Source organism: Candidatus Nitrosocosmicus sp. R (genome assembly GCF_054408505.1).
This window is the reverse complement of the sequence record NZ_CP167090.1, coordinates 2,192,155-2,214,923: the sequence shown is the minus strand read 5'-3', so window position 1 is coordinate 2,214,923 and position 22,769 is coordinate 2,192,155. Positions and strand designations below refer to the sequence as shown.

At 33.7% G+C, this 22,769-nt stretch carries 29 protein-coding genes; 9 read left to right on the top strand and 20 right to left on the bottom strand.

Going from position 1 to position 22,769, the window contains the following annotated elements; translation table 11 throughout:
* Positions 1-37: 37 nt before the first annotated feature.
* Positions 38-199, top strand: coding sequence for a hypothetical protein (locus AAGU22_RS11400; RefSeq protein ID WP_458719228.1), 162 nt, complete (start codon positions 38-40; stop codon positions 197-199).
* A gap of 83 nt (positions 200-282) precedes the next feature.
* Here the strand turns inward: AAGU22_RS11400 and AAGU22_RS11395 are convergent, their stop codons facing one another.
* A complete protein-coding gene (locus AAGU22_RS11395) occupies positions 283-846 on the bottom strand; it encodes a hypothetical protein (RefSeq protein ID WP_458719227.1) in 564 nt (187 codons plus the stop codon).
* A 209-nt stretch (positions 847-1,055) separates the two neighbouring features.
* On the opposite strand from AAGU22_RS11395, the gene AAGU22_RS11390 reads away from it, so the two are divergent.
* On the top strand, positions 1,056-1,235 hold the full coding sequence (locus AAGU22_RS11390) for a hypothetical protein (protein ID WP_458719226.1): 180 nt from the start codon (positions 1,056-1,058) through the stop codon (positions 1,233-1,235).
* Between the two features lie 344 nt (positions 1,236-1,579).
* Here the strand turns inward: AAGU22_RS11390 and AAGU22_RS11385 are convergent, their stop codons facing one another.
* Positions 1,580-1,834 carry a hypothetical protein gene (locus AAGU22_RS11385; protein WP_458719225.1) on the bottom strand — a complete coding sequence of 85 codons (255 nt, stop codon included), beginning with the start codon at positions 1,832-1,834 and terminating at the stop codon, positions 1,580-1,582.
* A gap of 461 nt (positions 1,835-2,295) precedes the next feature.
* Positions 2,296-3,525: an alpha/beta hydrolase family protein gene (locus tag AAGU22_RS11380; RefSeq protein ID WP_458719224.1), complete on the bottom strand. Its 1,230-nt coding sequence runs from the start codon at positions 3,523-3,525 to the stop codon at positions 2,296-2,298.
* A gap of 455 nt (positions 3,526-3,980) precedes the next feature.
* Here AAGU22_RS11380 and AAGU22_RS11375 point away from each other — a divergent pair, with 455 nt between their 5' ends.
* Entirely contained in the window at positions 3,981-4,196 is a 216-nt protein-coding gene (locus AAGU22_RS11375; RefSeq protein ID WP_458719223.1) for a hypothetical protein, read from the top strand.
* 927 nt (positions 4,197-5,123) lie between these two features.
* On the opposite strand, the gene AAGU22_RS11370 is transcribed toward AAGU22_RS11375, so the two are convergent.
* Positions 5,124-7,520, bottom strand: coding sequence for a cache domain-containing sensor histidine kinase (locus tag AAGU22_RS11370; protein WP_458719222.1), 2,397 nt, complete (start codon positions 7,518-7,520; stop codon positions 5,124-5,126).
* A gap of 320 nt (positions 7,521-7,840) precedes the next feature.
* Between AAGU22_RS11370 and AAGU22_RS11365 the strand changes: the two genes are divergently transcribed.
* A complete protein-coding gene (locus AAGU22_RS11365) occupies positions 7,841-8,398 on the top strand; it encodes an MEDS domain-containing protein (protein WP_458719221.1) in 558 nt (185 codons plus the stop codon).
* Positions 8,399-8,475: 77 nt separating this feature from the next.
* On the opposite strand, the gene AAGU22_RS11360 is transcribed toward AAGU22_RS11365, so the two are convergent.
* Positions 8,476-8,742, bottom strand: coding sequence for a response regulator (locus AAGU22_RS11360; protein ID WP_458719220.1), 267 nt, complete (start codon positions 8,740-8,742; stop codon positions 8,476-8,478).
* Between the two features lie 219 nt (positions 8,743-8,961).
* On the opposite strand from AAGU22_RS11360, the gene AAGU22_RS11355 reads away from it, so the two are divergent.
* Positions 8,962-9,153, top strand: coding sequence for a hypothetical protein (locus AAGU22_RS11355; protein ID WP_458719219.1), 192 nt, complete (start codon positions 8,962-8,964; stop codon positions 9,151-9,153).
* Between the two features lie 465 nt (positions 9,154-9,618).
* The gene (locus AAGU22_RS11350; protein WP_458719218.1) at positions 9,619-9,753 is read left to right on the top strand and encodes a hypothetical protein; all 135 of its coding nucleotides are present in this window, start codon (positions 9,619-9,621) and stop codon (positions 9,751-9,753) included.
* Between the two features lie 376 nt (positions 9,754-10,129).
* On the opposite strand, the gene AAGU22_RS11345 is transcribed toward AAGU22_RS11350, so the two are convergent.
* Positions 10,130-10,501 carry a hypothetical protein gene (locus AAGU22_RS11345; RefSeq protein ID WP_458719217.1) on the bottom strand — a complete coding sequence of 124 codons (372 nt, stop codon included), beginning with the start codon at positions 10,499-10,501 and terminating at the stop codon, positions 10,130-10,132.
* A gap of 530 nt (positions 10,502-11,031) precedes the next feature.
* On the opposite strand from AAGU22_RS11345, the gene AAGU22_RS11340 reads away from it, so the two are divergent.
* The gene (locus AAGU22_RS11340; protein ID WP_458719216.1) at positions 11,032-11,895 is read left to right on the top strand and encodes an integrase; all 864 of its coding nucleotides are present in this window, start codon (positions 11,032-11,034) and stop codon (positions 11,893-11,895) included.
* Positions 11,896-12,018: 123 nt separating this feature from the next.
* On the opposite strand, the gene AAGU22_RS11335 is transcribed toward AAGU22_RS11340, so the two are convergent.
* The 3 genes from AAGU22_RS11335 to AAGU22_RS11325 form a co-directional block, all read right to left on the bottom strand.
* Positions 12,019-12,183 (bottom strand): hypothetical protein, encoded by a 165-nt coding sequence (locus AAGU22_RS11335; RefSeq protein WP_458719215.1) that lies wholly within the window; start codon positions 12,181-12,183, stop codon positions 12,019-12,021.
* A 299-nt stretch (positions 12,184-12,482) separates the two neighbouring features.
* Positions 12,483-12,869, bottom strand: a complete 387-nt coding sequence (locus AAGU22_RS11330) for a hypothetical protein (RefSeq protein ID WP_458719214.1) — start codon at positions 12,867-12,869, stop codon at positions 12,483-12,485.
* Positions 12,870-13,427: 558 nt separating this feature from the next.
* Positions 13,428-13,934, bottom strand: a complete 507-nt coding sequence (locus AAGU22_RS11325) for a hypothetical protein (RefSeq protein WP_458719213.1) — start codon at positions 13,932-13,934, stop codon at positions 13,428-13,430.
* Between the two features lie 227 nt (positions 13,935-14,161).
* On the opposite strand from AAGU22_RS11325, the gene AAGU22_RS11320 reads away from it, so the two are divergent.
* Positions 14,162-14,578 (top strand): hypothetical protein, encoded by a 417-nt coding sequence (locus AAGU22_RS11320; RefSeq protein ID WP_458719212.1) that lies wholly within the window; start codon positions 14,162-14,164, stop codon positions 14,576-14,578.
* Between the two features lie 626 nt (positions 14,579-15,204).
* On the opposite strand, the gene AAGU22_RS11315 is transcribed toward AAGU22_RS11320, so the two are convergent.
* The 11 genes from AAGU22_RS11315 to AAGU22_RS11265 all read right to left on the bottom strand — a co-directional run bounded on the left by AAGU22_RS11315 (position 15,205) and on the right by AAGU22_RS11265 (position 21,681).
* On the bottom strand, positions 15,205-15,435 hold the full coding sequence (locus AAGU22_RS11315) for a hypothetical protein (RefSeq protein ID WP_458719211.1): 231 nt from the start codon (positions 15,433-15,435) through the stop codon (positions 15,205-15,207).
* Positions 15,436-15,441: 6 nt separating this feature from the next.
* A complete protein-coding gene (locus AAGU22_RS11310; protein WP_458719210.1) occupies positions 15,442-15,576 on the bottom strand; it encodes a hypothetical protein in 135 nt (44 codons plus the stop codon).
* Positions 15,577-16,375: 799 nt separating this feature from the next.
* Entirely contained in the window at positions 16,376-16,606 is a 231-nt protein-coding gene (locus tag AAGU22_RS11305; protein ID WP_458719209.1) for a hypothetical protein, read from the bottom strand.
* Positions 16,607-16,747, bottom strand: a complete 141-nt coding sequence (locus AAGU22_RS11300; protein WP_458719208.1) for an SWIM zinc finger family protein — start codon at positions 16,745-16,747, stop codon at positions 16,607-16,609. It abuts the gene before it with no gap.
* A 544-nt stretch (positions 16,748-17,291) separates the two neighbouring features.
* Positions 17,292-18,392, bottom strand: a complete 1,101-nt coding sequence (gene priX, locus AAGU22_RS11295) for a DNA primase noncatalytic subunit PriX (RefSeq protein WP_458719207.1) — start codon at positions 18,390-18,392, stop codon at positions 17,292-17,294.
* Between the two features lie 57 nt (positions 18,393-18,449).
* Positions 18,450-18,671 (bottom strand): hypothetical protein, encoded by a 222-nt coding sequence (locus tag AAGU22_RS11290; protein WP_458719206.1) that lies wholly within the window; start codon positions 18,669-18,671, stop codon positions 18,450-18,452.
* Between the two features lie 38 nt (positions 18,672-18,709).
* Positions 18,710-19,342 carry a hypothetical protein gene (locus tag AAGU22_RS11285; protein ID WP_458719205.1) on the bottom strand — a complete coding sequence of 211 codons (633 nt, stop codon included), beginning with the start codon at positions 19,340-19,342 and terminating at the stop codon, positions 18,710-18,712.
* Positions 19,343-19,346: 4 nt separating this feature from the next.
* The gene (locus AAGU22_RS11280; protein ID WP_458719204.1) at positions 19,347-19,520 is read right to left on the bottom strand and encodes a hypothetical protein; all 174 of its coding nucleotides are present in this window, start codon (positions 19,518-19,520) and stop codon (positions 19,347-19,349) included.
* A gap of 47 nt (positions 19,521-19,567) precedes the next feature.
* Positions 19,568-20,389, bottom strand: a complete 822-nt coding sequence (locus tag AAGU22_RS11275; RefSeq protein ID WP_458719203.1) for a hypothetical protein — start codon at positions 20,387-20,389, stop codon at positions 19,568-19,570.
* 17 nt (positions 20,390-20,406) lie between these two features.
* Positions 20,407-21,159, bottom strand: coding sequence for a bifunctional DNA primase/polymerase (locus AAGU22_RS11270; RefSeq protein WP_458719202.1), 753 nt, complete (start codon positions 21,157-21,159; stop codon positions 20,407-20,409).
* A complete protein-coding gene (locus AAGU22_RS11265; RefSeq protein ID WP_458719201.1) occupies positions 21,160-21,681 on the bottom strand; it encodes an AbrB/MazE/SpoVT family DNA-binding domain-containing protein in 522 nt (173 codons plus the stop codon).
* A 5-nt stretch (positions 21,682-21,686) separates the two neighbouring features.
* Between AAGU22_RS11265 and AAGU22_RS11260 the strand changes: the two genes are divergently transcribed.
* Positions 21,687-22,691 carry a hypothetical protein gene (locus AAGU22_RS11260; protein ID WP_458719200.1) on the top strand — a complete coding sequence of 335 codons (1,005 nt, stop codon included), beginning with the start codon at positions 21,687-21,689 and terminating at the stop codon, positions 22,689-22,691.
* Positions 22,692-22,769: the final 78 nt, after the last annotated feature.

The following is a 22,769-nucleotide window of genomic DNA, read 5'->3' as shown; positions in this document are numbered from 1 at the left end:
ACAATAAAAAGGACTTTTGAAAAGGGAGAATGTTGAAATGAACATTTACTTCTGTCGCAAAGTCTTTGCTACTTACCTGAGAAACAAAGGAATAAAACCAGAAATTATTGATTTGCTTCAAGGAAGGATTAGTAGTTCAGCTATTTCGTCAATCATTATTACAGACCTGACTTTAATGAAACGATTACAAAAAAGATAGGGCCGGTGTTGGAGGAGTTGAGAAAATTACTGATTTGAGAATACCCGGTGGGTTATAAATAAGATATCGAAAATAAATAACAATTAAGATATAGAAATTTGTACTATCACAATATGATCTGTACATTCCACTTTTACATCAGTTTGTTTTAAAGTTTTGAGTATGTTCGTTATCTTGGTGGAGATATATTTACTAAACTTGAGACCCAGGTCAAGCTGAATCTTTATAGTCACATGATCCGTTTTTTCATCATCCAGTCGGTAATTGAAGCCTGATATTTTGAGCCACGTTAGCAAATAGTCTATATAAAAGAAAACAGATGAATTACCGTCAAACATCGCGATAGTATCCATGAAGTAATGTCGAGCATAGTTATCTGCAATCGTGTTTACCGTTGCATCAGGAAGTTGTTCCACAATATCTCTATAAAGGAACTTATTGACATAAATTAACCCCGCAATCTTGGCCGGCTTGTGCCATTTAATATATGATTTTACTATCTGGTTTAGCAGGGTATTGACACTTTCCATCTTCTGTTCCGATTCATCACGTAATTCATTAAGTATCGCCTTGTCAAATCGTAGCGTAATACTTTCGCTCGCCCTAATATGATGGTCTTTTTCATCATTCTTGATGATTTTAGCCATTTTCAATAGTTAAAGTACAATTTTGCTAGAATAATAACTTTGTAATTATTTTCTACTTTTGTATCTATTTATTGCCAATGATTCCTCCTTCTTAAATATAGTGAATAACTGAAACTCATGTATGTATTTGATGACCGCAAAACAATCATCGACACAGTTATGCTTGATTCGAAGTCTTAAAAGAAGAAGAAAAAGGGAGAATTAACTATTTGAACTTGATCGAGTCTGAAATTCAAATCCTGGTAGAAGCCAAGATCTGCGGGTGTAATACTAAACCGAAAAGCATTTCTTATAATTTTATAGAATCATCTCATAGCCTATGTCTTGATAACAGGGAAATAGTACCTGGCACAAATCCAGGCATGTGGAATACTATTAAAGGATACTAAGGATGACACAGAAGCATCAGTTATCAAAAGTGAAATTGCAGATCTCACATTTGTTTTGGCAGGAACCATGAGTAACAAGAGCAGCAAACTAGCATACTGTTCTTCATATGGGTGTAAAAATAAAGCGACTATCATATGCTCTATCTGTTTTGATTTCTACTCCTGCACATTTAAACACGCCTATCTACATAAACACCCTATGGATGAATTCGTAGTTCTAGCTTAATTGTACTTTAACTATCTGATATAACATAGATAGATTATCTGAATTTATACTGTCCAATCTTTCCTATAGATAAGGTCAATATTAGCCAACGGTTAATTAACTATATTATGTTTGTTATTTAGTATCGTATCAAGTCTAATACTAACTTCAATTTGGCTGTCTCATCTTTTAGTGCTGTAATCTCTTCTTCATCCTTTATATATTTCAGCAATCTTTCACAAGCTTGAATTTGAGCTAACAACAGCTCGCCTTTCCCTAAACAAAGACTGTGTGCAGATTCAATAAAATGATATGAAACACTTTTTCCTCTTTCTTTACATCCACAAGTTCTTGCTTCTACCAAAAACGAAGATTCACTTTCAATTATATTCATGACTGTATATCAATTTGATGACTAATATTATTTCTTTGACCTAAACGACGTTGGGGATTCCTACAGTTCATTTCAGATACTGCAAAAGAGATTAGAGTTATTTTGACTGTTGGTAATCGGGGCATTGATCAAAACACGTGCACGTTTTATATTCGCAAAATGGATACTCATTAAATATTCGAGAAATCCTGAATTGTTAGATGAGATTTGGTAGAACATCGGGTCTTGCAAAAGGACCGTGGAAATCTAGAGATGCAAAACCCGACTGGAACATTGCTGGGAGCTAATGTTAACCTTGACTATCCTGATGTGTTTAAAAACACCATGTATCAATAGTCATGTTTCACTTTGGTTACAATTTACATTTGAACAACAATAATCAAAAAAGGTGAATAATTGCCTCTTAATACAATCTAAGGTTCAAGAAGAAACTATTCTCGACTAATCCTGTTTTCTATTTGTTATTTAGAATGAGATTCCAACCATGAATATAAATCTGCTAGGACATGTTCGGGTATGGGTCCACTTTCTGTTGTCCACCGGGTTGACGGATAGAAAAGGTGTCCTAAGTCTGGGTACGTTATAAGCGTATGATCAGGGTGATTTAATTCAAATAACTTTTGCTGTAGGAGAAATGCTTGTTGAACTCTACTACCCGAATCATTTTGTCCATGGAGTATTAGAATGCCAGTAGATGAGGGTACATTACCTATGATACTTAGAGTAGAATCTAAAATACTAATTGAACGTAGATAGATTGGACACGGTCCTGCCATAGGATTTTCGCATTTTGATCCCTCAAATGCCTTTTCAAATTTCTTCTCAAGAAGAGGTTTGAATTCAGTAACGATATTTATATTTCTGTCTTTATTAGGATTAGATATTGATTTTAAAAGTTTAGTACTAGTATCATCAGTAATACTCGGAGTAAGAATCAAACTAGCATTACCACCTACCATGCTTTGGAATAATTGGTCTTGCAATGCTTCCTGCAATGAAAAGGATCCATTATGATTTTTATCTAATACTATCTTAGCATATTCAAGTGGAAATTCAACGAATCCGTAGTATGCCTGATCTTTTGGAGTCTCAATTCTTGGGGCCATAAGCACAATATTGTCAAATTTAGTTGTTGAATTATCTGTCGCTAGTCTTGTAACAATTTCACCTCCCTCACTATGCCCGATCAAGCTTATCTTTGTGATATCTACTTCGGGTTGTTGCTTTAGAACATTTACAGCTTTCTGTGCATCTTGTTTTAGATCATTGTATGTCATATTTCCCCATAAATTATGGTTAATAATTGTATTATTTTCACCTATTGCCCTCTTGTCATATTTAAGAACGACAAACCCTCTTTCTGATAAAAATTGTCCTATTTGCCAAAATAGTTTAGCGTTCTCGCCTGCGGTGTAGTTCATATCAGCTGGTCCTGCTCCAGGAACAAGGAGAACAGCCGGAAATGGTCCTTTACCTATTGCGGGATAAGCTAACTGAGCGTTTGTCGTTACTCCATTATCAAGATCAAGTGTGAGATTTCTATATTTGACAGTTTGAACATCAGATTGGGCCAAAGCATCATGAAACAGAGATGAATCAAACGACGATAAATATGCTGATAAAATTAAGAATGTACCTAGAAATATACCTAAAACTATCAAAGGCTCTCGCTTAAATTTAATTAGAAGCATTAACAATAGCAATAAACCTGTAATATATAAAGAGACCATGATTCTTAGAATAAAAGTTACATATTTCTTAACGCGGATTTTTGATTGTCTTCGGTAAGGTTTGAGACAATCATAACTATGAATTCAACTTTGATAAAAAAGAACTTACCGTCTTTTGAATATCAATATCCGATCTGTATCTTCCTTATCTAAATCCAAATGTAACCAAAAAAGGTCTTTAAAATGAGAGGGACTGCGGGTTCTCTCTCCGCTATTTTCGGGATTTGAACTTTATTTCAAAGCAAAGAGCGGGTTCAAATCCAGCACTTCGTACTTTTTTGTAATAAATAATGGATTGAACCAGCTGACTCTTTGATTAATCTTGAAAACATGAAATAGCCAAGGATTGATATGCAGGATTATCTAGCCGTATAATTAATAGTCATTGTTATATTGACAATTCGAAGTAGAATTGTATGAATAATACTGATGTTTTAGAAATTATACAAAAAAGGACTACCCAATTCACGGTTATCTCAGTTGTATTTGTAATAGTGGTGATATTTCTGGTTCCTGCGCTAGTTGAAGAAGCAGATACAATCATTAGTGCTAAAGCAACTTCAACTGCTGGCCCCTTTTCTAATGTTTGGGGTACCTGGAAGAGGGATTATGGACTGCTAAACCTAAATTAGATGACGATGGGAACCTCTTTTGGGTGACGAGAGGTAAAGGCTGGCCTTTCCCTGGTACTGAGAGAGGGGTATGTTTTTGTTGATGTTGGTCAATATGGGAAGGTACAGTTCTTATTTAACAATCCAGCTTCAGGCCGAAATGATTGCTATGCCGTAGCGAGCGGACCAATACAGGCTACATGTCATATACCTCCTCGGGGAAGTATTGTAGATGCTACGTATACGGTTTCCCCCAAGGGCAAGGAGAATGGTAACAATTATTGTGACATTCTAAACAAATTGGTTAGTGAGCAAACAAAAGTTCTCAGAGAGAAACTACACTGCTAACTGTATCTAAACTCCATTTTTTTCATTTTTGATAATCAATAATCCTTTTATCTTAATTTGATAATCTTTAATCTAATCGACTAGGTGCTTAAACTGTCACAAATGTCTTAACTCGACCTATATAAGAGTCGGTTGCAAGGAGTGATTTAAGAAGATTGGACTATACTGTAAGACTTGCAATATTCATTATTCTCCTAGTCTAGAAAAACAGTATACTGTAACACAAAAAGAGTATACTAATTTACTTAAGTCTCATCGATCCCTGGAAAATCGAAATAATACAACTATGAACCTACAACATTCAAATAATATCGATAAATATAACAAAAACTTACAAAATCTATATGGGCCGGGTCGGGTGTTACCCTAAAATGGGTATAATCTTGTCTGTCATATAATCATGCGAATAATAAATCTCCTTAATCTAAATAAGTAAATAATCATATTCATTGGATATCGCACAAATTATTTCGTGAATTTTGATGAAAGTGATCTTGACTTTTTTTTATATTTCTACGAAGAAAAATCTTGTTAACTTACCGCTAAGATGGTTACAACTGATTAGTGAATTATTGGGGTAAATAATTCTTGATTCATAACTTAATTATTTTCTGTCGTATCATCAAATATCGGTATACTAAATACGAAGGTAGAACCCAATCCGTCGTTATTATTATATGCCCAAATTCTTCCACCATGAGCCTCTACTAATTTTTTGGTGATATAGAGTCCAAGTCCAGTTCCATAATCTGAATTTGTCACAAATTTACCAAATAGTCTGGGTAATATAGTCGAAGAAATGCCTTTACCGGTATCAGAGATTCCTACATAAATTTCGTTTCTTTCGTTTATTTTAGAATCTTTTGATGCACCCGCTGCATCATTTCCATTTAAATTATTACTTTGTTGATTGTTTAGTTCTGGTAAACCAGTGCTGTCTTCTCTTATTATAATGTCTATGTTGCCATCATTTTTAGAAAATTTTATAGCATTGTCCATCAAATTATTTAGAATCTGATTTAATCTTGACCTGTCTACGAATACCCAACAATGTTCGCCTAATGTGTTATTTATGAAATTTATCTTAAGATTTTTATCATTGATTTTTTTATCTAATTGCTGGTTTACGATTTCATTTATTTCTTTGACTAGATCTATTTTTTCTTTGTGTAGTGTTATAAGAAGACTTCTACTATCGCTACTTGACTCAAGTCTGGCAACATCTAGTAAATTATTTACTAGGTTATCCAATCTAGAAGCATTTTTAGATATCCTTTCATGGTGTTGATGGAGTTGCTTGATTTGTCTTTCCAATTCTGGATCTGCTTTAATATTACTATTCTTAAAAATATCATCAAATAATTCATCATCTAGTTCTGAATAACCTAAAACAGCCTGAGTGGGAGTTCTTAGTTCGTGGGCTGCAGTATTAACAAATTCTCTTTCCATGTTTTCGCTTTGTATCAATTTTTCATTTGATAATTTTAGATCTTTGACATTTTGAAGGAGTTGATTTGTTTTATTGTTGACTTCATGCTTGAGTTTCTTATTAATTGCTAGAATTATAGCAATAAAACTAAATACCATAAATAATAAACACGCTATAAAAAGAAACGTGAAAACTATTTGATTAGATATCAAGTTATTTGCCGTTTCACCAAGTAAAAATTTAGTATTTGTAATCAAATAAAACATGTGTTTACCATTAAACAATATTGGTTCGAGATTTACAATAATTTTGTTTCCTTGATTGTTAATTAGTTCTAGATTTCCATTATAACTTTTTTCCTTATTATTCGTGATGTTCTGAAGGACAGATGTCAAAAAATCTGCCGTAGTTGGATCATATCCTTTTTCTATCAGAACTAAATTTTCTGGGGATGTATTGTTTGAGCCTACCTTAATCCTTTCATCACTAGAAAATAGTATTACCCCGTTAGTGTCTGTAAGCAGGATATTTGGCTTTAGAGTTGATGACAAATTTTCATAAGCCGAAGAAGAGGATAAGGAGGGTGTAAAAAAGAAAGATGGAGATCGTATAATGTTTGAGTATTCTATATATTGAGTGTCGTCAAAATTAAGATTGGTTTCAGAGTTAATGCTTTTATTGTCTAATGCAACAGTGATCCTACCATTGTCGGTACCTGTCGTATTAAAGTTGTTTCTAGTATATAGAGCATTATCAATATAATCATCAAGTGCAGCAGAGTTGATAGATGCCGTAACTATTCCCCTGAACTCGTAATTATCCTTTAGAAAATCAGATGGAAGGTTACGTAGTATTATTGGAATTTCAAAGCCCGTGAAATTTTTTATATTAGTAATATTAGTAACACTGCTTATGTTTTCCCGGGTAGCGAGAAGTTTTTGAGCAGTACTTTGATTGACATCTGTAGTATTTGTCGTTGTCGTTATTGCACTAGCTTTTGGAGATAAAATAGGATATGCTATAACAATCCTTGGGACCTGATTAAAGTTTGTAGTGGTGAAAGCCTCTGATACATATGGTTTGTAAGTTTCTTTTGGAACCTTAAAATAGGGTCGTTCTGAAACATTCAAGTTGGCATATTGTTGAAAAGTAGTCTTGTTTCCAGAAAATGCGGTTGACCATATACCCATTCCGTTTTCATCTATCCAACCATATCCTTCTGTGAGGTCATCGGTAGTAGACTGAGCCGCTTCAAAGTTAGGAATTGCTAACAAGTCTTGCTGTTTTGTTAGGACAAGGCTGCTCAGTATATTTAGATTTGAAGAGACTACCTGAACCTTATTTTGAATTATCTCTTTTAGATATGTAATCGTGCTTATCGAATTTAGTTTGACATAGTCAATTGATATATTCTCTATTTGTTTTGAGGACTCTATCAGATATAAATATAGAATTATTGACAATATCAAAGATGTAAAGCAAATAACGATCAGAATAATCAACAGAATTGAAGAAGATTGTATTGATTTTAATTCAATCTTTTCTTGTAATTTCTTTATTTGCTTCATAAAATTGTCATTGTATCTCCATTAATACTATTAGAACAGTTTTTTCAATTCTACTTATAATACTTTAGAAGATGTTTCGATGTATTTCTAATATGGTTATACCTCAATGGCAATGAAGGCTGCTCTAAATTTGACCTTCATGACTGATTTTTTGAAGAATAATACTTATCCTAAATAATTACGATCAATTATTTAGATTCGAAATACACGCATGTATTAACACAAAGAAATGACTTAGAAATATTAACATACTATTAAAGTATATTATGTAAATAACATTATGGTGTTTCTATATTCCTGTTAAAGATAAAATTCTATCAATGGATATAGAAAATGCTGCTAATACTATTTCAGAATCAGATTATGGAACTCATACATTGATTGTTTATGAGGACTTGGAGAAACTTAGGGAGTTTTATTCTTATTATGTAAAAAAAAGGATTGAGGAAAGAAACGAAGTTATTCAACTGGTACCATTCTATGAAACTGAAGATTCTGTCAGAAAATCCCTGTCGGAAGGGCATTTTTCTATAGATGTAGAAAAGTGGGAAAAGGACAATAAATCATTAATAATAGTCGATTCGTTAAAAAAATATTTCGCTAGTGATTCTTTAGAATCTGATTACGATTCTAGTAAAAAGTTAGTAGACTATGCTAAGACGATTGGAAAATCTGGTGTATCGTTCATAGGAGATACCGGTGCCTTTCATTATAAACATCGTGTAGAAGAACTTGTAAATTACGAGTTGTCACTACCATCCAAATATGATATGGATTTAAAGAGACTATGCTTGTTCCATAAAAAAGATTTTAATAGATTATCAGAAGAGCAAAAACAAAGGTTATTGAATCATCATCCTGTAGTTATAAAAATATAAAACACTTTTAGACAAGATTTTGTCAAACTATGTTCATTTTATGATCATAGGTTTAAGTATGGGTATTAACACGTGTATTAATTTTTCCAAGCATCATTCATTATTTCTCTCAATTCAGAAAAATGAATAGGTTTTTGAAGTAGTCTATCAATTCTTGCTGATTTAAAATCAGGACGATCTTCTAAATCTTTGATTTCAAAAGCCCTCATCAAGAAAATTTTTATTTTGGAGTCCTTCTCTCTTATCTTATGTGCAAGATTTATTCCACACATAACTGGCATTCTCAAATCAGTTATTATCAATGAATGTTGGCCTGCAGTTTCCTTAAAATACTCTAAAGTCAATACCGGGTCAGTGAGAGACTACATTATATCCTTGATTTGTCAATAAAGTTTTGAAAAGAGACGCAAGTTCTATTTCGTCATCTACTATAATGATAGAACGTGCAGATAACGATGGCAATAGATATTGCTTTCCTTTGAAAATATTTAACTATATCTACAAGATACTGATAAAATGCTAAAATTGTAATTTCTTTACATATTGCGGTGATTAAATGTTTTATGTTTAGGGATCTTGACACCACAGACAAGACTTTTTCACAAGAGGACAAGGATTATAGTAGAATTATCAAAAAAGTTGGAAAATTTATCGAAGGTTTGCAATCTGCAGAAAAGGTATTGTTGCTAAAATACAAAAAATTATTCAATGAGTTGTGTCGGATTTATATTATTAACGGGACAGTTTTTGGTTGACTGAATGACTAAGTATTACTTGCAGATAAATATACACATCGTCCAAAAAGCACTGGGATTCAAATCAACAAACGCGCGATAATCTATTCATAGAGGGAATATCCCTTAATCCCGGAATGCTATAACGTTCCAATTTATGAATGGGTCTTTGTAAATGATTATTCATATTATCGTTCGAATGACCTTAAGATGAAGAAAAATTATTTATCTAATATTCAAAATTATTTGGAATTATTTTTGAAAACGATGCCTTCAATCAAGGGATGTCAATCATGTTAAGAATTTAAACAACTTTAGTATTTCAATAGTATGAATAATATATCGAGTTTTGAATCCGATGAAGAGGCAGAGCGAAAAGTTAGGAGTATTATATTAGCACATCTGCATCTAAAAAAAAGAGAGAGACAAGAAAAAGTTCCCCTCTAAGAATTAGAGGATCGAGTATCTTCATTAGATCAAGCATATTTGAAAGTAGACTTGATTAAATTATGGAATGACTCCAAGTTGGTAGAAATATCAAATGGTAACGAATTTAGCATTACGGATGAGGGAATGGCCGAAGAGGAAAAAAGAATACGAGAGAATAGGATTATTGAGTAAATTTTATTAGTGTTAACTTCACGCCAGGGATTTTCCTCCACATTCCCATACTAGAATTAGACAGCATATTCAATAGACCGCGTTGAATGCAAGTCATATTTGCCTGTAACTCGCACTTTAAAAGTCAACTAATGAGATATGAAATTTCCCAAATTAGTCTAAATTTTATCAAATCTGGTTTCAATCTGTGGGGAACTGATTCAATATTGAATATTATAGTTTGTGTACGGATGACAATAATATACTATAATAATATATAGTAACTCCAGGATTAAAAGGAACCCATATCATATTTCTTTAGTTTGTAACGAACTTCAAAAAATAAATTAATATAGTTTTTCTAAAACCTGATGAAGTTTGTTTTTTCTCGATTTTTCTATTTGATAGGACTTCCAGTATTATCTGGATTATTTTCTTCTAATACTTTAGAAACAGATCTGCCGGCGTTATCATTTGTTGACAAGTTTAACTTTGTATTCATCTTGCTGGGGTCATTTAGATGGTTTGATTTGATAGACATAACTTTTTCATGTAGAAGGTATTTAGAAATGAGACGCATTTCATCCTTAAAACCTGTGTAATGCCAGTAGTATTTGTTAACAATTGTAGAAATCGCAAACCAAATAATACTATTGACTATAATAGAGAATAAGAAACCATAATAATATGCCATCAGAGTCCCAGTTATTGTACCTCCGATAAGATAGGGCATCTGACGTTTTAGTGTATGTTTAAGAAGAGAATCCATAATTTTCGCTATAAATATGTATATAGCATACCTTATAACACTGATACTATTGTCTAGGAACTTTTTGCTTCATGACCTGGTAAATCAAGAAATTATTTAGTATTGCCTTGATATATAATAATTTATTTGACCAACAATATATGAAAGTTAAGCAAGTTTAAACATACATCCTGGCATAACTTATTATTCATCTTTCTTGGGATCGACCATATTTATAGCATCCAGTAATAAATGAGGCCGTTTACCAGTTTGGGCGAAAGGGGTTTTATAGCGATATAGGTTATTTGAAACAGATTCTATCAAATTATGCAACTAAAAATATTGATATTATCATACGAATCTGATGCGTCGACAGGATATGCGGTAAAAATGACATGGGACTAATTACTAATAAGAAACTGGAATAGATCAAAATATTTTAAATTATGAATTAATTAATTATATAATTACAATAAACACAACAAAAATATGCAAATTTTATATGGGCCGGGTCGGATTCGAACCAACGACCCCCGCCATGTCAAGGCTCTTTGGTAACGTTTTGTAATGCTAGTAACAACACTCTGTTAGATCAAGGTTTCTGGAAAGGCTACAAAGAATATTTACAAAGAATAGGAACAAGAACCACTGTTAATGATCGATTTAACTATTCAATCAAATATTGTAAGTATTTGTTTGATGAGAATGCTATTAATGAACTCCTAACATTTTCACCTAACAAACGGTTGCATATAATGAAGGCTCTGTCTACTTTGTCAAAGTTTAGCGGGCGCCACGACCTTTGGAAGCAAACTATAAAGAAATATAATCTATTGTGGTCCACGGGGGACAATTCTCTTTCTATATTTAACAAAATCGTAAATGAAACAAGTTACTCAGATATGTTAAAGTGGATAAAAGGTGTAATTTCAGAAATATCGGAACCCCATGCCAATCTGTTCATCTTTAATACACTTACCGGATTAAGACCTATAGAGGTATCCGCCTGTATTGGTCTTGTGCATAGTAACCTAGAAAACTATTGGAACAGAGAGAAAGGGATACTTGAACATTATAAGTTCCCAAATGAATTCATTCGAAGAACTAAGAAGGTTTTCATTTCTATTGTAGATAAATCTTTAATTGAGATGTCAAAAAACTGTCCTGTGAATGTTAGTTATAATGCATTAAAACTCATGTTAAAAAGAAAAGGGTTGGATATGAATATGTATTACTGCAGAAAAGTCTTTGCAACATATTTGAGAAATGAAGGGGTTGAATCCGAGATCATAGATCTGTTGCAGGGACGGATATCTAGTTCCATTTTTGTCAGACACTATTATCGACCAGACCCCTCAAAGTTTGAGGAGATAAGGGTGAAGTTAACTAGACTGCATGATTTGCTAGTTAATTGACAATGACTCTAATGACAGAAATGACGCTAATTTTTATTCCCTTGGGAAGATTTGATAATGCTGATGATTGTTCACTTTGAATGTCTAAGCTTTCATCCTGGTATAGTTTTGAAAAAGGAACTTCTAGCTTTGTTCCATTATTAGCAGTAGTATTGGGTGGGTCGCCGCCTTTCTAGAAAAAGGATTTAACAAGAACTCTAGAATTGCGTTATTTGCGTCACTAGCGTCATCTGCCACACTAATTAGATAGGTTAGCAAAAGGACTCCCTTTTCAAACACGTTCACCAAGGATATGTTCATCTGCTTTGTATAAGAATAGACTTTTGAAGACACCTAGAAAGGGTGGTAGAAAAAGATGTTCTATCTCTCTTTCCCATTCTAGGAGTTGTCTGAAACTTGTCTTTGATAGACGAGTTTGCGAAACTGTCTGTATAAAATAGTATTTAATGATAAAAGATTTGGTTTGGTATCATTAGGCAAAAACGATTGTAGTTCAGTAGATGTAAAAAAAGTACCTTATAATAACAAATAGAGCATTATAGTCTCGTCAGATAAAGCCGTACTATTCAAATGTGAGCAGTGAGCATTCAAAAAAGTTTTTTTCTAATCTTCGCGGTCCACCTAAATTCATATTTTTCTAGGGGATTGGTATCCTCATCTTTCAGATAGTCTGGGTAAAGAGTATCAAACTCTTTTAAAGAATCAAACCAATTCTTTGATATTTCATCAAATGATTGACTGAATAGATCGAAACAGTCACAACCGTCCTCTTTTTTATTCTCTGGGAGATTCTTTATCCGTTCAAGTATTTCCTCTTTTTCTTCGAGAGTCATATCCTTGAAATCTTTCATGATATGGTGATTCTTTTGGGTGCTAAAAATATCAACGTTAACTTGACTATCACTTTTTGTCAATTTCCATTGGCTATAATTCTGTTCATCATTAACGATTATTCCATGGGATCCAACATTCAATACCTCTATAGATCTTGGACGAATGTTTAGTGGCTGCCAATGATTAGTAGACTCAGAATATTGGATACTAAGTATACAGAATAAACATGATGGAAAAGTGCTGTAAGAAAAATTACCCCTGAGTGGCCATTCTGTCTGCATAAAGCCTGTAGATGGTTTTAAATACCATTATAACCATTGAAGGTTCTTAATGTTTCAAGGTGTTAGAAGCTAGTTTCTGCTATTTCATTGATTTGTCCAATGGTTATACTTAATGATCTTCAGGACCCCAATACTATAATAAACAAAAAACAATTTAGTTCAAACGATGAATGCCTTTGGTACGATAGACAGGAACTTTTCAGGGCCATCGAAATATTCATGGATCATATTGATTTTGGTATGAAGCCATGGGATACAGGATACTGAAACTGGAAAAAGATAAATCTACATTGAGGGTTGAATCATTCCTAGAAAAATGTACAAGTTAAAACAAATATATGAAAAACAAAGGGAATTGCAGCCTAACTCAAACAATTGGAACTTTGGGTCTGTGCCTCCACAGCTTTTAGAGAAAAGCTAATCAAAAAACTTGATAGAGTCAATTATATGACTTTTCTGTTCGGGATTATAGTAGGCATTCATCATGTTTTCATTTATCATGAATTGATAGATTTTACCGTTATGGGGGGAGTATGTGAATGTAGACAACAAATCATTACCCACTATCTCATTAGTTGGATCGGTGTTATTTAGTGTGAATGAATATCCTACAACATCATCAATGACTACAGGGTGAGTAGTTTCCCAAATACCTTCACCATCTTTCTGAAATCCATTTTGAACCAATACTGCTGATTCTTTAGCACTCTTTGTTTCGGGATTAATATTAACAGAAATCAAAGTGGAATTTGTGTCGATTCCAACTCGGTTATCTTTCTCTGTTATATTTGCATCTGGAAGATAATCAATACTGAATTGTTTTTCCGGGTTGTAGTATGTTTTCCATTGTTCTTGTTGTGCTAGGGCTTGGTGCACCCAACTACCTAAAACTACAATCATCATTACCAAAACATAGAGCTTCATCAATGTAACGTTGTTCTATTAAATATTCCTGCTATTTAGCTTTTATAGTGTGTTCCTCAAATTGAGGAACTTTTTAGGTATAAAAAGGCAGTACATACATCATATGTTGATATCAAATATTTTGGCGACGGCTACAATCCAAATACTTTTGACTTTGTTATCTTGAATATTTAAGTATACTTTTGATCCCTTTATGATTTTTATATTTTCGATATGTATTCACATTCATGAGTAATACAAACACTTTCTCAAATCAAAAAGGTTCACGCGGTCATATTGAAATTTTCCTCTATCGGGCCCCCAAGAAAAACCATGATGGGATGTTAGAAGTTAACAGACAGTCTCGAGATTTTTTCACCAAACATGGTGCATCTAGCTTCGAAGTATTTTCTCTTGATAATAGGGAAAACATGATGGAGTTTGTAAATTTATCTAAAACAATTTCAGCTACTGTAGAGGAAGAAGTATGGCTTGAAATACAATCCTATAGAGATGCTGAACATGTGAAAGAATTTATTGAGAGTATGAAAGGTGACAAAAGTGCTGAACCAATCTACAAACAATTCATGGAACTAATTACCCCTGGATCTGTAGTTTCCTTCGGTGGGTTTAGCAAACTAGAACAAGTATCTATGCCATCTTGATATACTCAGGATTATTATCTGATTTTGATGATGAAAGATATTACGGTCCTAACGTACAAAGGTTCAGATCAAAGTGTTCCCTATACGAGTAGTGCATAAGTATGAGATCTGTCAAAACTCAACTATATACAAATTCTATTGCTATAGATTCATCATAGCTTTTGAGGACGAGTCTCTTTACTAATCGCTCACGATCATTGTCTCAATAGTATGGTTATTGATCCATCGTAATTGTATTCTGTTAATTGAGGCGCCCATCATACATTCTGGTATGAGCTAAAAGATTTGTGACAGTGTGCTAGGGGGTGTTTTTTACAGCTATGATGTAACCAATGCAATAATAATACTATAAGATTTACCGTTAGCATACATTGTAGTGGAGATAGGGAGTAGGTCAGTTTGTATAAATCTGAACAACTATAGAGGATAATACAATTCTGGAAACTCACCGATCAAGATTCGAAATACTAAAAGTCTAACTTACAATCTAAATACAACAAAAAAAATACTTGAGGCATTAGAGAAAAAATCAGAGTCAAATATCAAGACATGTGAGCTATCCTTTCCATACCCAAAACCCTTCCTACAATTTTTGTATTTGGTTAAATCAAAAACCTATCATCCGGCTATCGCGCTATTCCCACAAGAACATCCAATTTGATTCCACAGAAAGGACAAAACTTTATCTGTTCAACAATTGGATTAGGAACACTTTCAAAATAGTAGAAAAGTTTTCCCATAACCTCAAACACTCTTGGATTTTCATCAATATACAATTCTTGATTTAAGAAATCTCTGAGACTTTCGCAACAATAAATCTGTTTGTTGTCAGCGGCCTGGACATCTGTCTGTATCAACTTCTTCTAATTTACACCACAATTATCACAACTAATCAAATACACCTGCTCAGTTTTATCCAACCATAAATGGGCCTTGTCATTATAACCACACTTTTCACAAGATACTGTCTCTTCATCATAATACTCATATTCATTCATAGAATTCCAACTACTCTAATGACTTCATGACTTAAAGCCTCCACCAAAACTACACCAAATTATCATAATCAACACACACTCGAATCTAGACATTGTTTGTTATCTAATCTAAGAATGCAAATACAGTTACTTCCGTAATCTTCTATCTCAATGAAAAGTTCTGTGAGGTTTCTGTCGTTGTCCATATTCTGTCATTATATCCATACGTTTTGTTTCTGTTAATATAGTCGTGATATGTTGGGGGCCCTGAGGGGTGAGAGTAGGGGGCTCAGCCCACTCCCCCACTACTATGTGGTGTTACATTGTTGTGTGTATCTTACTAGGGTATACTACCCCCGTTCCCCCTTGAGCTTGTTAATCACTTGATGTTTTAATGAGTGGGTTTAATGATGGGGTGTTTAATGTGGGGGTATATGTAAAGGTAGGTCTATAATGTTTAGGGTCTAAAAGGTTACAGGTCTATATAATGATGGGTCTATAAGTTGGGGGGCCTTAATGTCTACGGTCCATAATGTTAAGGGGTTTATGATGTGGGCTTTTCATACATCCAATAGTGTAAACCATTAACAGGATGATACGGTTCTAATGGGCTAAGCTTTGAGTTCTCTATCAATATATGGAATCGATCTTTATCAAACAGTTTTTTGATTTGTTTCTTTTGAACCTTTGATATACTACCAGTATGAAACTCTAACCCGTCGCCCTTGTTCCAATCAAAGCAAAGTTATATACGTTCTTCTCACCACCTAATATTTTAAAGATCTTTCTGGTTAGATCTATTTGTTGGGTTTTGGTATAGTCATTTATGATCTAACTCCATACTGATCAGCTTATCCCTTAATTCTATGAGTAGTGTTTTGTCTAGGTGTATTTGTTGCTCATTGATTAACTCTTTACCTTTGTATATTCTTGTGCCTACAAGATAGGAGTTAGTAAACAACCCGCTTGTATTATGTTCCTTATAGATATTAGATAGGTCTTCAATGAATAGTTTCTCAGGTTCTGATTTGGGCGGTGATCGTTTGCTCATCTATAATCTACCCACTACTTTAATCAATACCTCTGCTATATGTTTACACTGTCTTAATCTAAATTCAAAGTCTGGACATGAGCACGCCCCTAATCCTTGATCGATAAGTGTTACTTCATAAGCTTTGGTTTTGTTGCTCATGCTCTTAACCTCATATTTGTTTATGTCTATTTGTTTTATGGTTTCTGTTATGGTTATATGTTGGGGCCCAGAGTGCTAGACTTTAACATTCTTTTTCGAACCCCCTAAACTTGTAATAGACTGCAAAGATTAATGAGGACATGATTAAAGCCCAGCTTTCTTTGTAGAATTGCTATATGATCACTTTTGAATTGAATTACTCCATCTTTATCCCACATAGGTTTGTATCTTTCTACTCTGTTTCGCAAAACTTGATAGCGTTCTTTTCTTGCTTGTTTATGATCTTGATCTTCTAATTGTTGATAGTTAAAATCCCCTATCTTGATTCGCTTAATCTCTGTTAGCCGGTGCGCCGCAGCTTGGACAAAACTTGAGAATATCTGCTATTTCATTACCCCAATTAGGACAAAATACCATTCTATCTTATTCCGATTAAAAACAAAAATACTTTTAGTCAAGTCCTGATAGTATTTTTTTATCCATGCTCTTTAGCGTGTTTTTTTGGGTTTAATGGACCGTGAAAGTTTAATGGGGCCGAGGTCCCTCAGCATCTACTAATCATTTCATAAAGATCAGGATATTCTTTTTTTAAATTGTCTTTACTAATTGGGAGGAAATCTTTAACATTTTTTAGATTTGATTTGATTGTATACTTGGTATTAAAATTTACCTTCCTTTCTTTATTGCAATCATCTAGCCATTTTTCTAATATCTGATATACTTCAGATTCTTGGACCCTTTTGACATTTACTAAGTAGGGGACCAGAATATGCCATAAACATGTCTTCCTATGATCTCCTAAGGGGGTTTTTAATAGTTTTTCAATCCAAGGAATTTCTTTAGGTTTTGAACAACGAAAAAGGTTATCGTATTCCACTTTTCTTGTTTTATCTTTTGCTCTTTCCGAAATAAGATAAGAGTAAAAAGTTCCAATTTGATATCCAACAGGGGGTCTTCTGCCATCCCATCTTTGAAGAATTTTAATCATCGAATCTCCATTACTTAATCCCTTGTCAAGACACCTTGAGTTTAAAGTACCGGGGACCCTCAATAAACACGACTTTAGAGATGGAAAGTTGGCCGTGTCAGCATATCCGCTTGATAGATAATCTTTTTCAAATCTCAAAAACCTGTTATCAGGATTATCAAATTCCTTAAAGTCTTGTATATCTTCAAATCTTTGTGAACTATCAATAGGTTGGTAAATGTGGTAACCATTACCAGTTTGTAAGACAGTAGGGACCACACCTAATCTCTTCTTAATATTTGATAAAGTGATTTGCAACATTTTATCCAAGGAAATATCTTGGTGAATATTGTCCAAGTCTATAAATATAAAATTTGGAACAGGGTTTTCAATCGAGGGAAAAGCATTGATTCTGCAATCTATAAATTTTGACTTTTCAAATTCTTGATAAATTTGGCTAATATCTTGGACTAGTATTTGGCGGCCGCCGGATAAGTGAGTTGATATGGTCCTTGGGAATAGTCGCTCTTGAAAATGACTTAGGATGAATTGGATGTTTTCCTTGAAGTCTGGGTAGTAGTAGCGGGTGTTTTTTCTTTCAGCTCTATCTATATCATTGCCTTCTTCAGAATAGCTGAAAGAATTTTTACCCCCTAGTCCTTTTTTTTCTTCTTCCATATATCGGTCCACTCACCAATTGATAATAATTCATATGATATTGAAGCTCAAAAGAATTTACCTCTTGTTGGTTTTGCAAGGATGTTTTAGCATATACCATCTATCTCCTTTATCATTACAATTAATACATCCCCAAATATCTCCACCCTCCCATTTACGGTATATCTTTTCAGCATTGTTTAGAGCTAGGATTTTTTCTCCATTTTTAATAGTAGTTGTGTTCTTTGATTGAGTTTCAGTGACCGGAATGACAGGAATGACGCTATTTTTTAACCCCATAGTAAGATTTGATGAAACTAGTCGGCCGGTTTTTTTATCTAATTCATCTTTCCTGCATCTCTGGAAGATTCTTCTTGTTTTCCCTTGATGGTTGAGAATGAGGGGCCGGCTTGGACAAAAGATCTGAACAGGGAGTCCATATTTGCGTCATTTGTGTCATTTGCGTCATCGTTGTTGATAGGCTTGCAAACTATATTGGTAGGTTTTTCTTCTTTGACATAATCTTCATAATTCTTTACAATTTTTTCATAGTCAAAACAAAGACATCTTACACTAGAATATCTTTTTTCTTTGGCGCCAAATCTATCACTAATCATTTTAAGTAGTGAATTCTTAGAAATTGTTCCATGTGACTCAGAAATAACATTTGATTCATCAAATTGGTTTTTTGTAGAATTAGTCCTTGTGATGATCTCATCCCATAACTTGGGAATAGGAATTATACCGTCAGCGTGTTCTTTTTCTATCAAATCTATGACTACTTCTAAGATCTCCCTTTCAAGTGAGTTGGCCTTTCTTGTATTCTTCTCATCCAGTAGTTTTTCTAATACTCTTTCCACATTCGATAGAAATCTAGTATTAAAGAAAAGCTGCAATAGTGGTTTGCAAAGTTCCTTGTCACTTCCATCTAATCCTGTGTCAATATCTCGTATACTATCAGAAAAATGCATGAGCCTATAACCAACCGAGCAACAAATTCTTGTAAAAGGAGAATTCGATCTTTCCCTTCTCACTAATCTTTGTTTCCTTGATGTCAAGTTGCGGTCGTCCCTTATAGTTGGAGATGATAAAAGTCCTGTCCAGCACTCCTTTTGCATGAAATGGGGTTGGGGATCTTTCAGCAAGCATTGTCTTTAGTCCAAAGGTGTGAAAGTGTTCTTGTTTTCCTAAAGGATTTATCCTCTGTACTTTTTTACATTCTCATATCCTGTCTTTAGTATACTCATCATATCTTTTTCTTGATCTATCTTTTCTGCTTCGTCTAAGACCAAAGTACATTGTCCGGGTTCGACAGTCCCAAATATTCTAAAAATGTTTGCAGTAGTAGGATCAGTCATGTTAATACATCTATATCCAAAACTTTCGAAGACATTCCCAATTGTTGATTTGCCGCTACCATTGTCAGAAACAAACATTGAATATGGTACGGTAGGGAATTTGTCTTGAAAATACGAAAAAAGAATTAATGCTGTAATATAGTCTAAGATTTGAGGGTGATGAACAATATACTTTGAAATTTGGTCCCGAATCTTTTTAACTAATTGACCTAATGAAAAATTCTGAGAATTGACTAGATCAATATATTTGTTAACTTCATCAATGTCTTTGAAGGTATAAGGAGTATATGAAGGATATTCTTCTAAGGCGGGCGGCCTTAATATACGAGTTTCCTCTTCTAAGAATGATTCTAATATTAGTACATCGTTCTGGATAGTGAGGAAAAATGATTTCTCATCAACTATTACTGCTTCGTAAATATGTCCTTTGAGAGTATACTTGTAAGTTAAAAAGCCAGTCTTGGGTTTAACTTTGGGGCTTGTTTTGGTATTCTCATTTTCATCATTTAGCCTGGGACGCATCTTTCCTGATTCCAAATCCTCTAGCAAGTAACCAAAGTCTGTTTTCCATATAGCATCTAATTCCTCTTTAGAAAGTGTGGGGTCGCATAGTTTCTGATTTACCTCTTCAACGAATGATCGAATGTCTTGAAGATCCATTGTCCGATGATGCTGGTTTAATATACTCGTACAAGTGAAATTAGGGTATTACTTCTTGAACCTTTTGATATCTTTGGAGGATTTGATCCTATCCTTCTTGTTGTTGCAATTAGCCTTAGTTCTGTTGTCAAATTAGAATTTGAGTGATTGATATTCTGAGAATATACCTTGTAAATTCGGTCTATTTGATCTTCTAGAATTTTGGAATTGTTTTCAATGAGGACTAGTGGGATTCTAGTTCCAATGATTTGAGATGGATGGCCGTTAGTATGTACAGAGGGGGTACAGCACATTAACCCGTGTTTTCCCTCTGACTTTACCTCTATTGCTGGTATGTCCTCATTCTTGTTGTTCGGGCCGCCAATTCCTGATCTCTTAGTTAGTGGCGTTTCCACTATGAAGTAAATATGTACTTTCTTATCCTTAGCATCAAGATGCTGTTCAACAATGGTCTTTTCAGCAAGTTTATCTAGAGAATCTACTTTTTCAGATTTGGAGAGAAATTCTTTGATTCCTTTGGAGTTATCGATGTCTATACATGCTAAATACTTTCCAAAGTATTGACCTCGCCAGACTTTACCCATGATGATAGCGCAATTAGCATTGAAGTATCCCGACGATTTCCATCTTTCATAAACTTCAGAGGGAATAGGTTGATCTTGCCACATTTCCCACTTTACAATAGGTTTCTTGCTCTGGTACGGAACCGGGATTATATTTACTCCTATGGTATAAAACCAGTAATCAATGTCTTCAATTAGGTGAGTCAATTAAAATTCCTCCTCGATCTCAACCATGACATTGTTCTTCACTTCTTCATAGTCCAAGTCAAACTGAATGCAAATCTTGTTCAAAATAGGGTCGATGATCTTTTCCGAAAACTCGATCTTGTCTACACAATTGCAAATCGAAAGAAACCTTAAAAGTATAACTAGTTCTTGATTTTGCGATGAATTCTGGAGAATTTCTCTTAATTGATTAGTGCAATATGTGATGATGGTCTCGTTAGTCCAGTAATCAATTTCATCGTTTTCAGTATAGATATCGTTTGATTTCTTGTCTGGTTTGTTAAATTTCTTAGGATTCTTCGTGTTCAGAAATCTAGTATATTCATATCTATCATTGGTCCCATATGAAGCACTCTCTATTATGATCTTTTCGTCTAGTTGGTAAACGCTTACGTAGTCTCCTTTTCGCAATTGCAGTTTTTTCGCGAATTCTTTTGGCAGATCTATTAAAAATCTCTGTTCACTATCGATGCTTTGAATCTTTCTAAAAATAGGTTCGACCACAAGTTATGAACAAACAAAACATTATTGAAAATAGCGTTTTTATAATTACCATGCATGGTAGATTTTGTGGGAAAAAACCATCATCAATTACGATTTTGATTGAAAAGAATGAGGATGGAAATTTGACAAAGGCTGCTTTACTATACCAAGATATCTTGAAATATTCTAGTGAAGTTATAGAATTTAACCGGTATGGGTTAACTGATTGGCTTCTCCATAACAATAGCAATTTGATTAACTATTACAAATCTCTAGACAAAAGGAATTTAACAAAAGCTAACCGAATTAGGGACGCAATTAACAACAGAAAAGACGGTGTTCAATTTAAGATCGATGATCTTGTACAATTGCAGATTGTCGAAAAGTATCGAACGTCAATAAACCAAAAAAAAGTGAATGTACAATATTATCGTCTAACTAATTTTGGAAAACTATTGTTCTTCTTAATAGATTATCATGCTTACAGGGATAATGACATTCAAAGAACCAAACTTGTAGAATCAATTTATGATTTGTTGACTACTGTAAAAGAATTAAAAAATTCAAATGCACTTTTCAACTTCTATTTCTTTAGAACTCTAAAGGAATGGAATTCCTTCGAATATTTCGTTAGTAGACTAACGAACACGTTGTTTACTACTGACATTCTCTATAATGAAAGAGATCTTATGGAAAAGGCCCGGGATCCCACAGTTATGGATGATCTATGGGAAATTAGGAAAGAAGCACTAGCTGAATCATATAAGAAACTGGAGCCGGAAATGAAAAAATATTACCTGTTTAACTTGAAATCTATCCTTGAAGCACAAGAACGCAAGATAGCCAGAAATTTCGATCATTATGAAAAGTTAGCGTTTTCAAACAGAAATGACTATGAATCCTTTGTCAAAGAAATCGAATGTCCATCCTGTAATACTTATTCATCTATGGTATTTAGTTTAAGTGAGATAATGGAGAGAAGTAACGGAAAAGAAAAATACAAATGCCCAAATTGCAACGAGCGTATATGAAATCAAAAAACTAACTCCTGGTGGCTCGACACAATTGATATCTAACAAGCTGGAACTTTTTGACTATGTTATATTGCT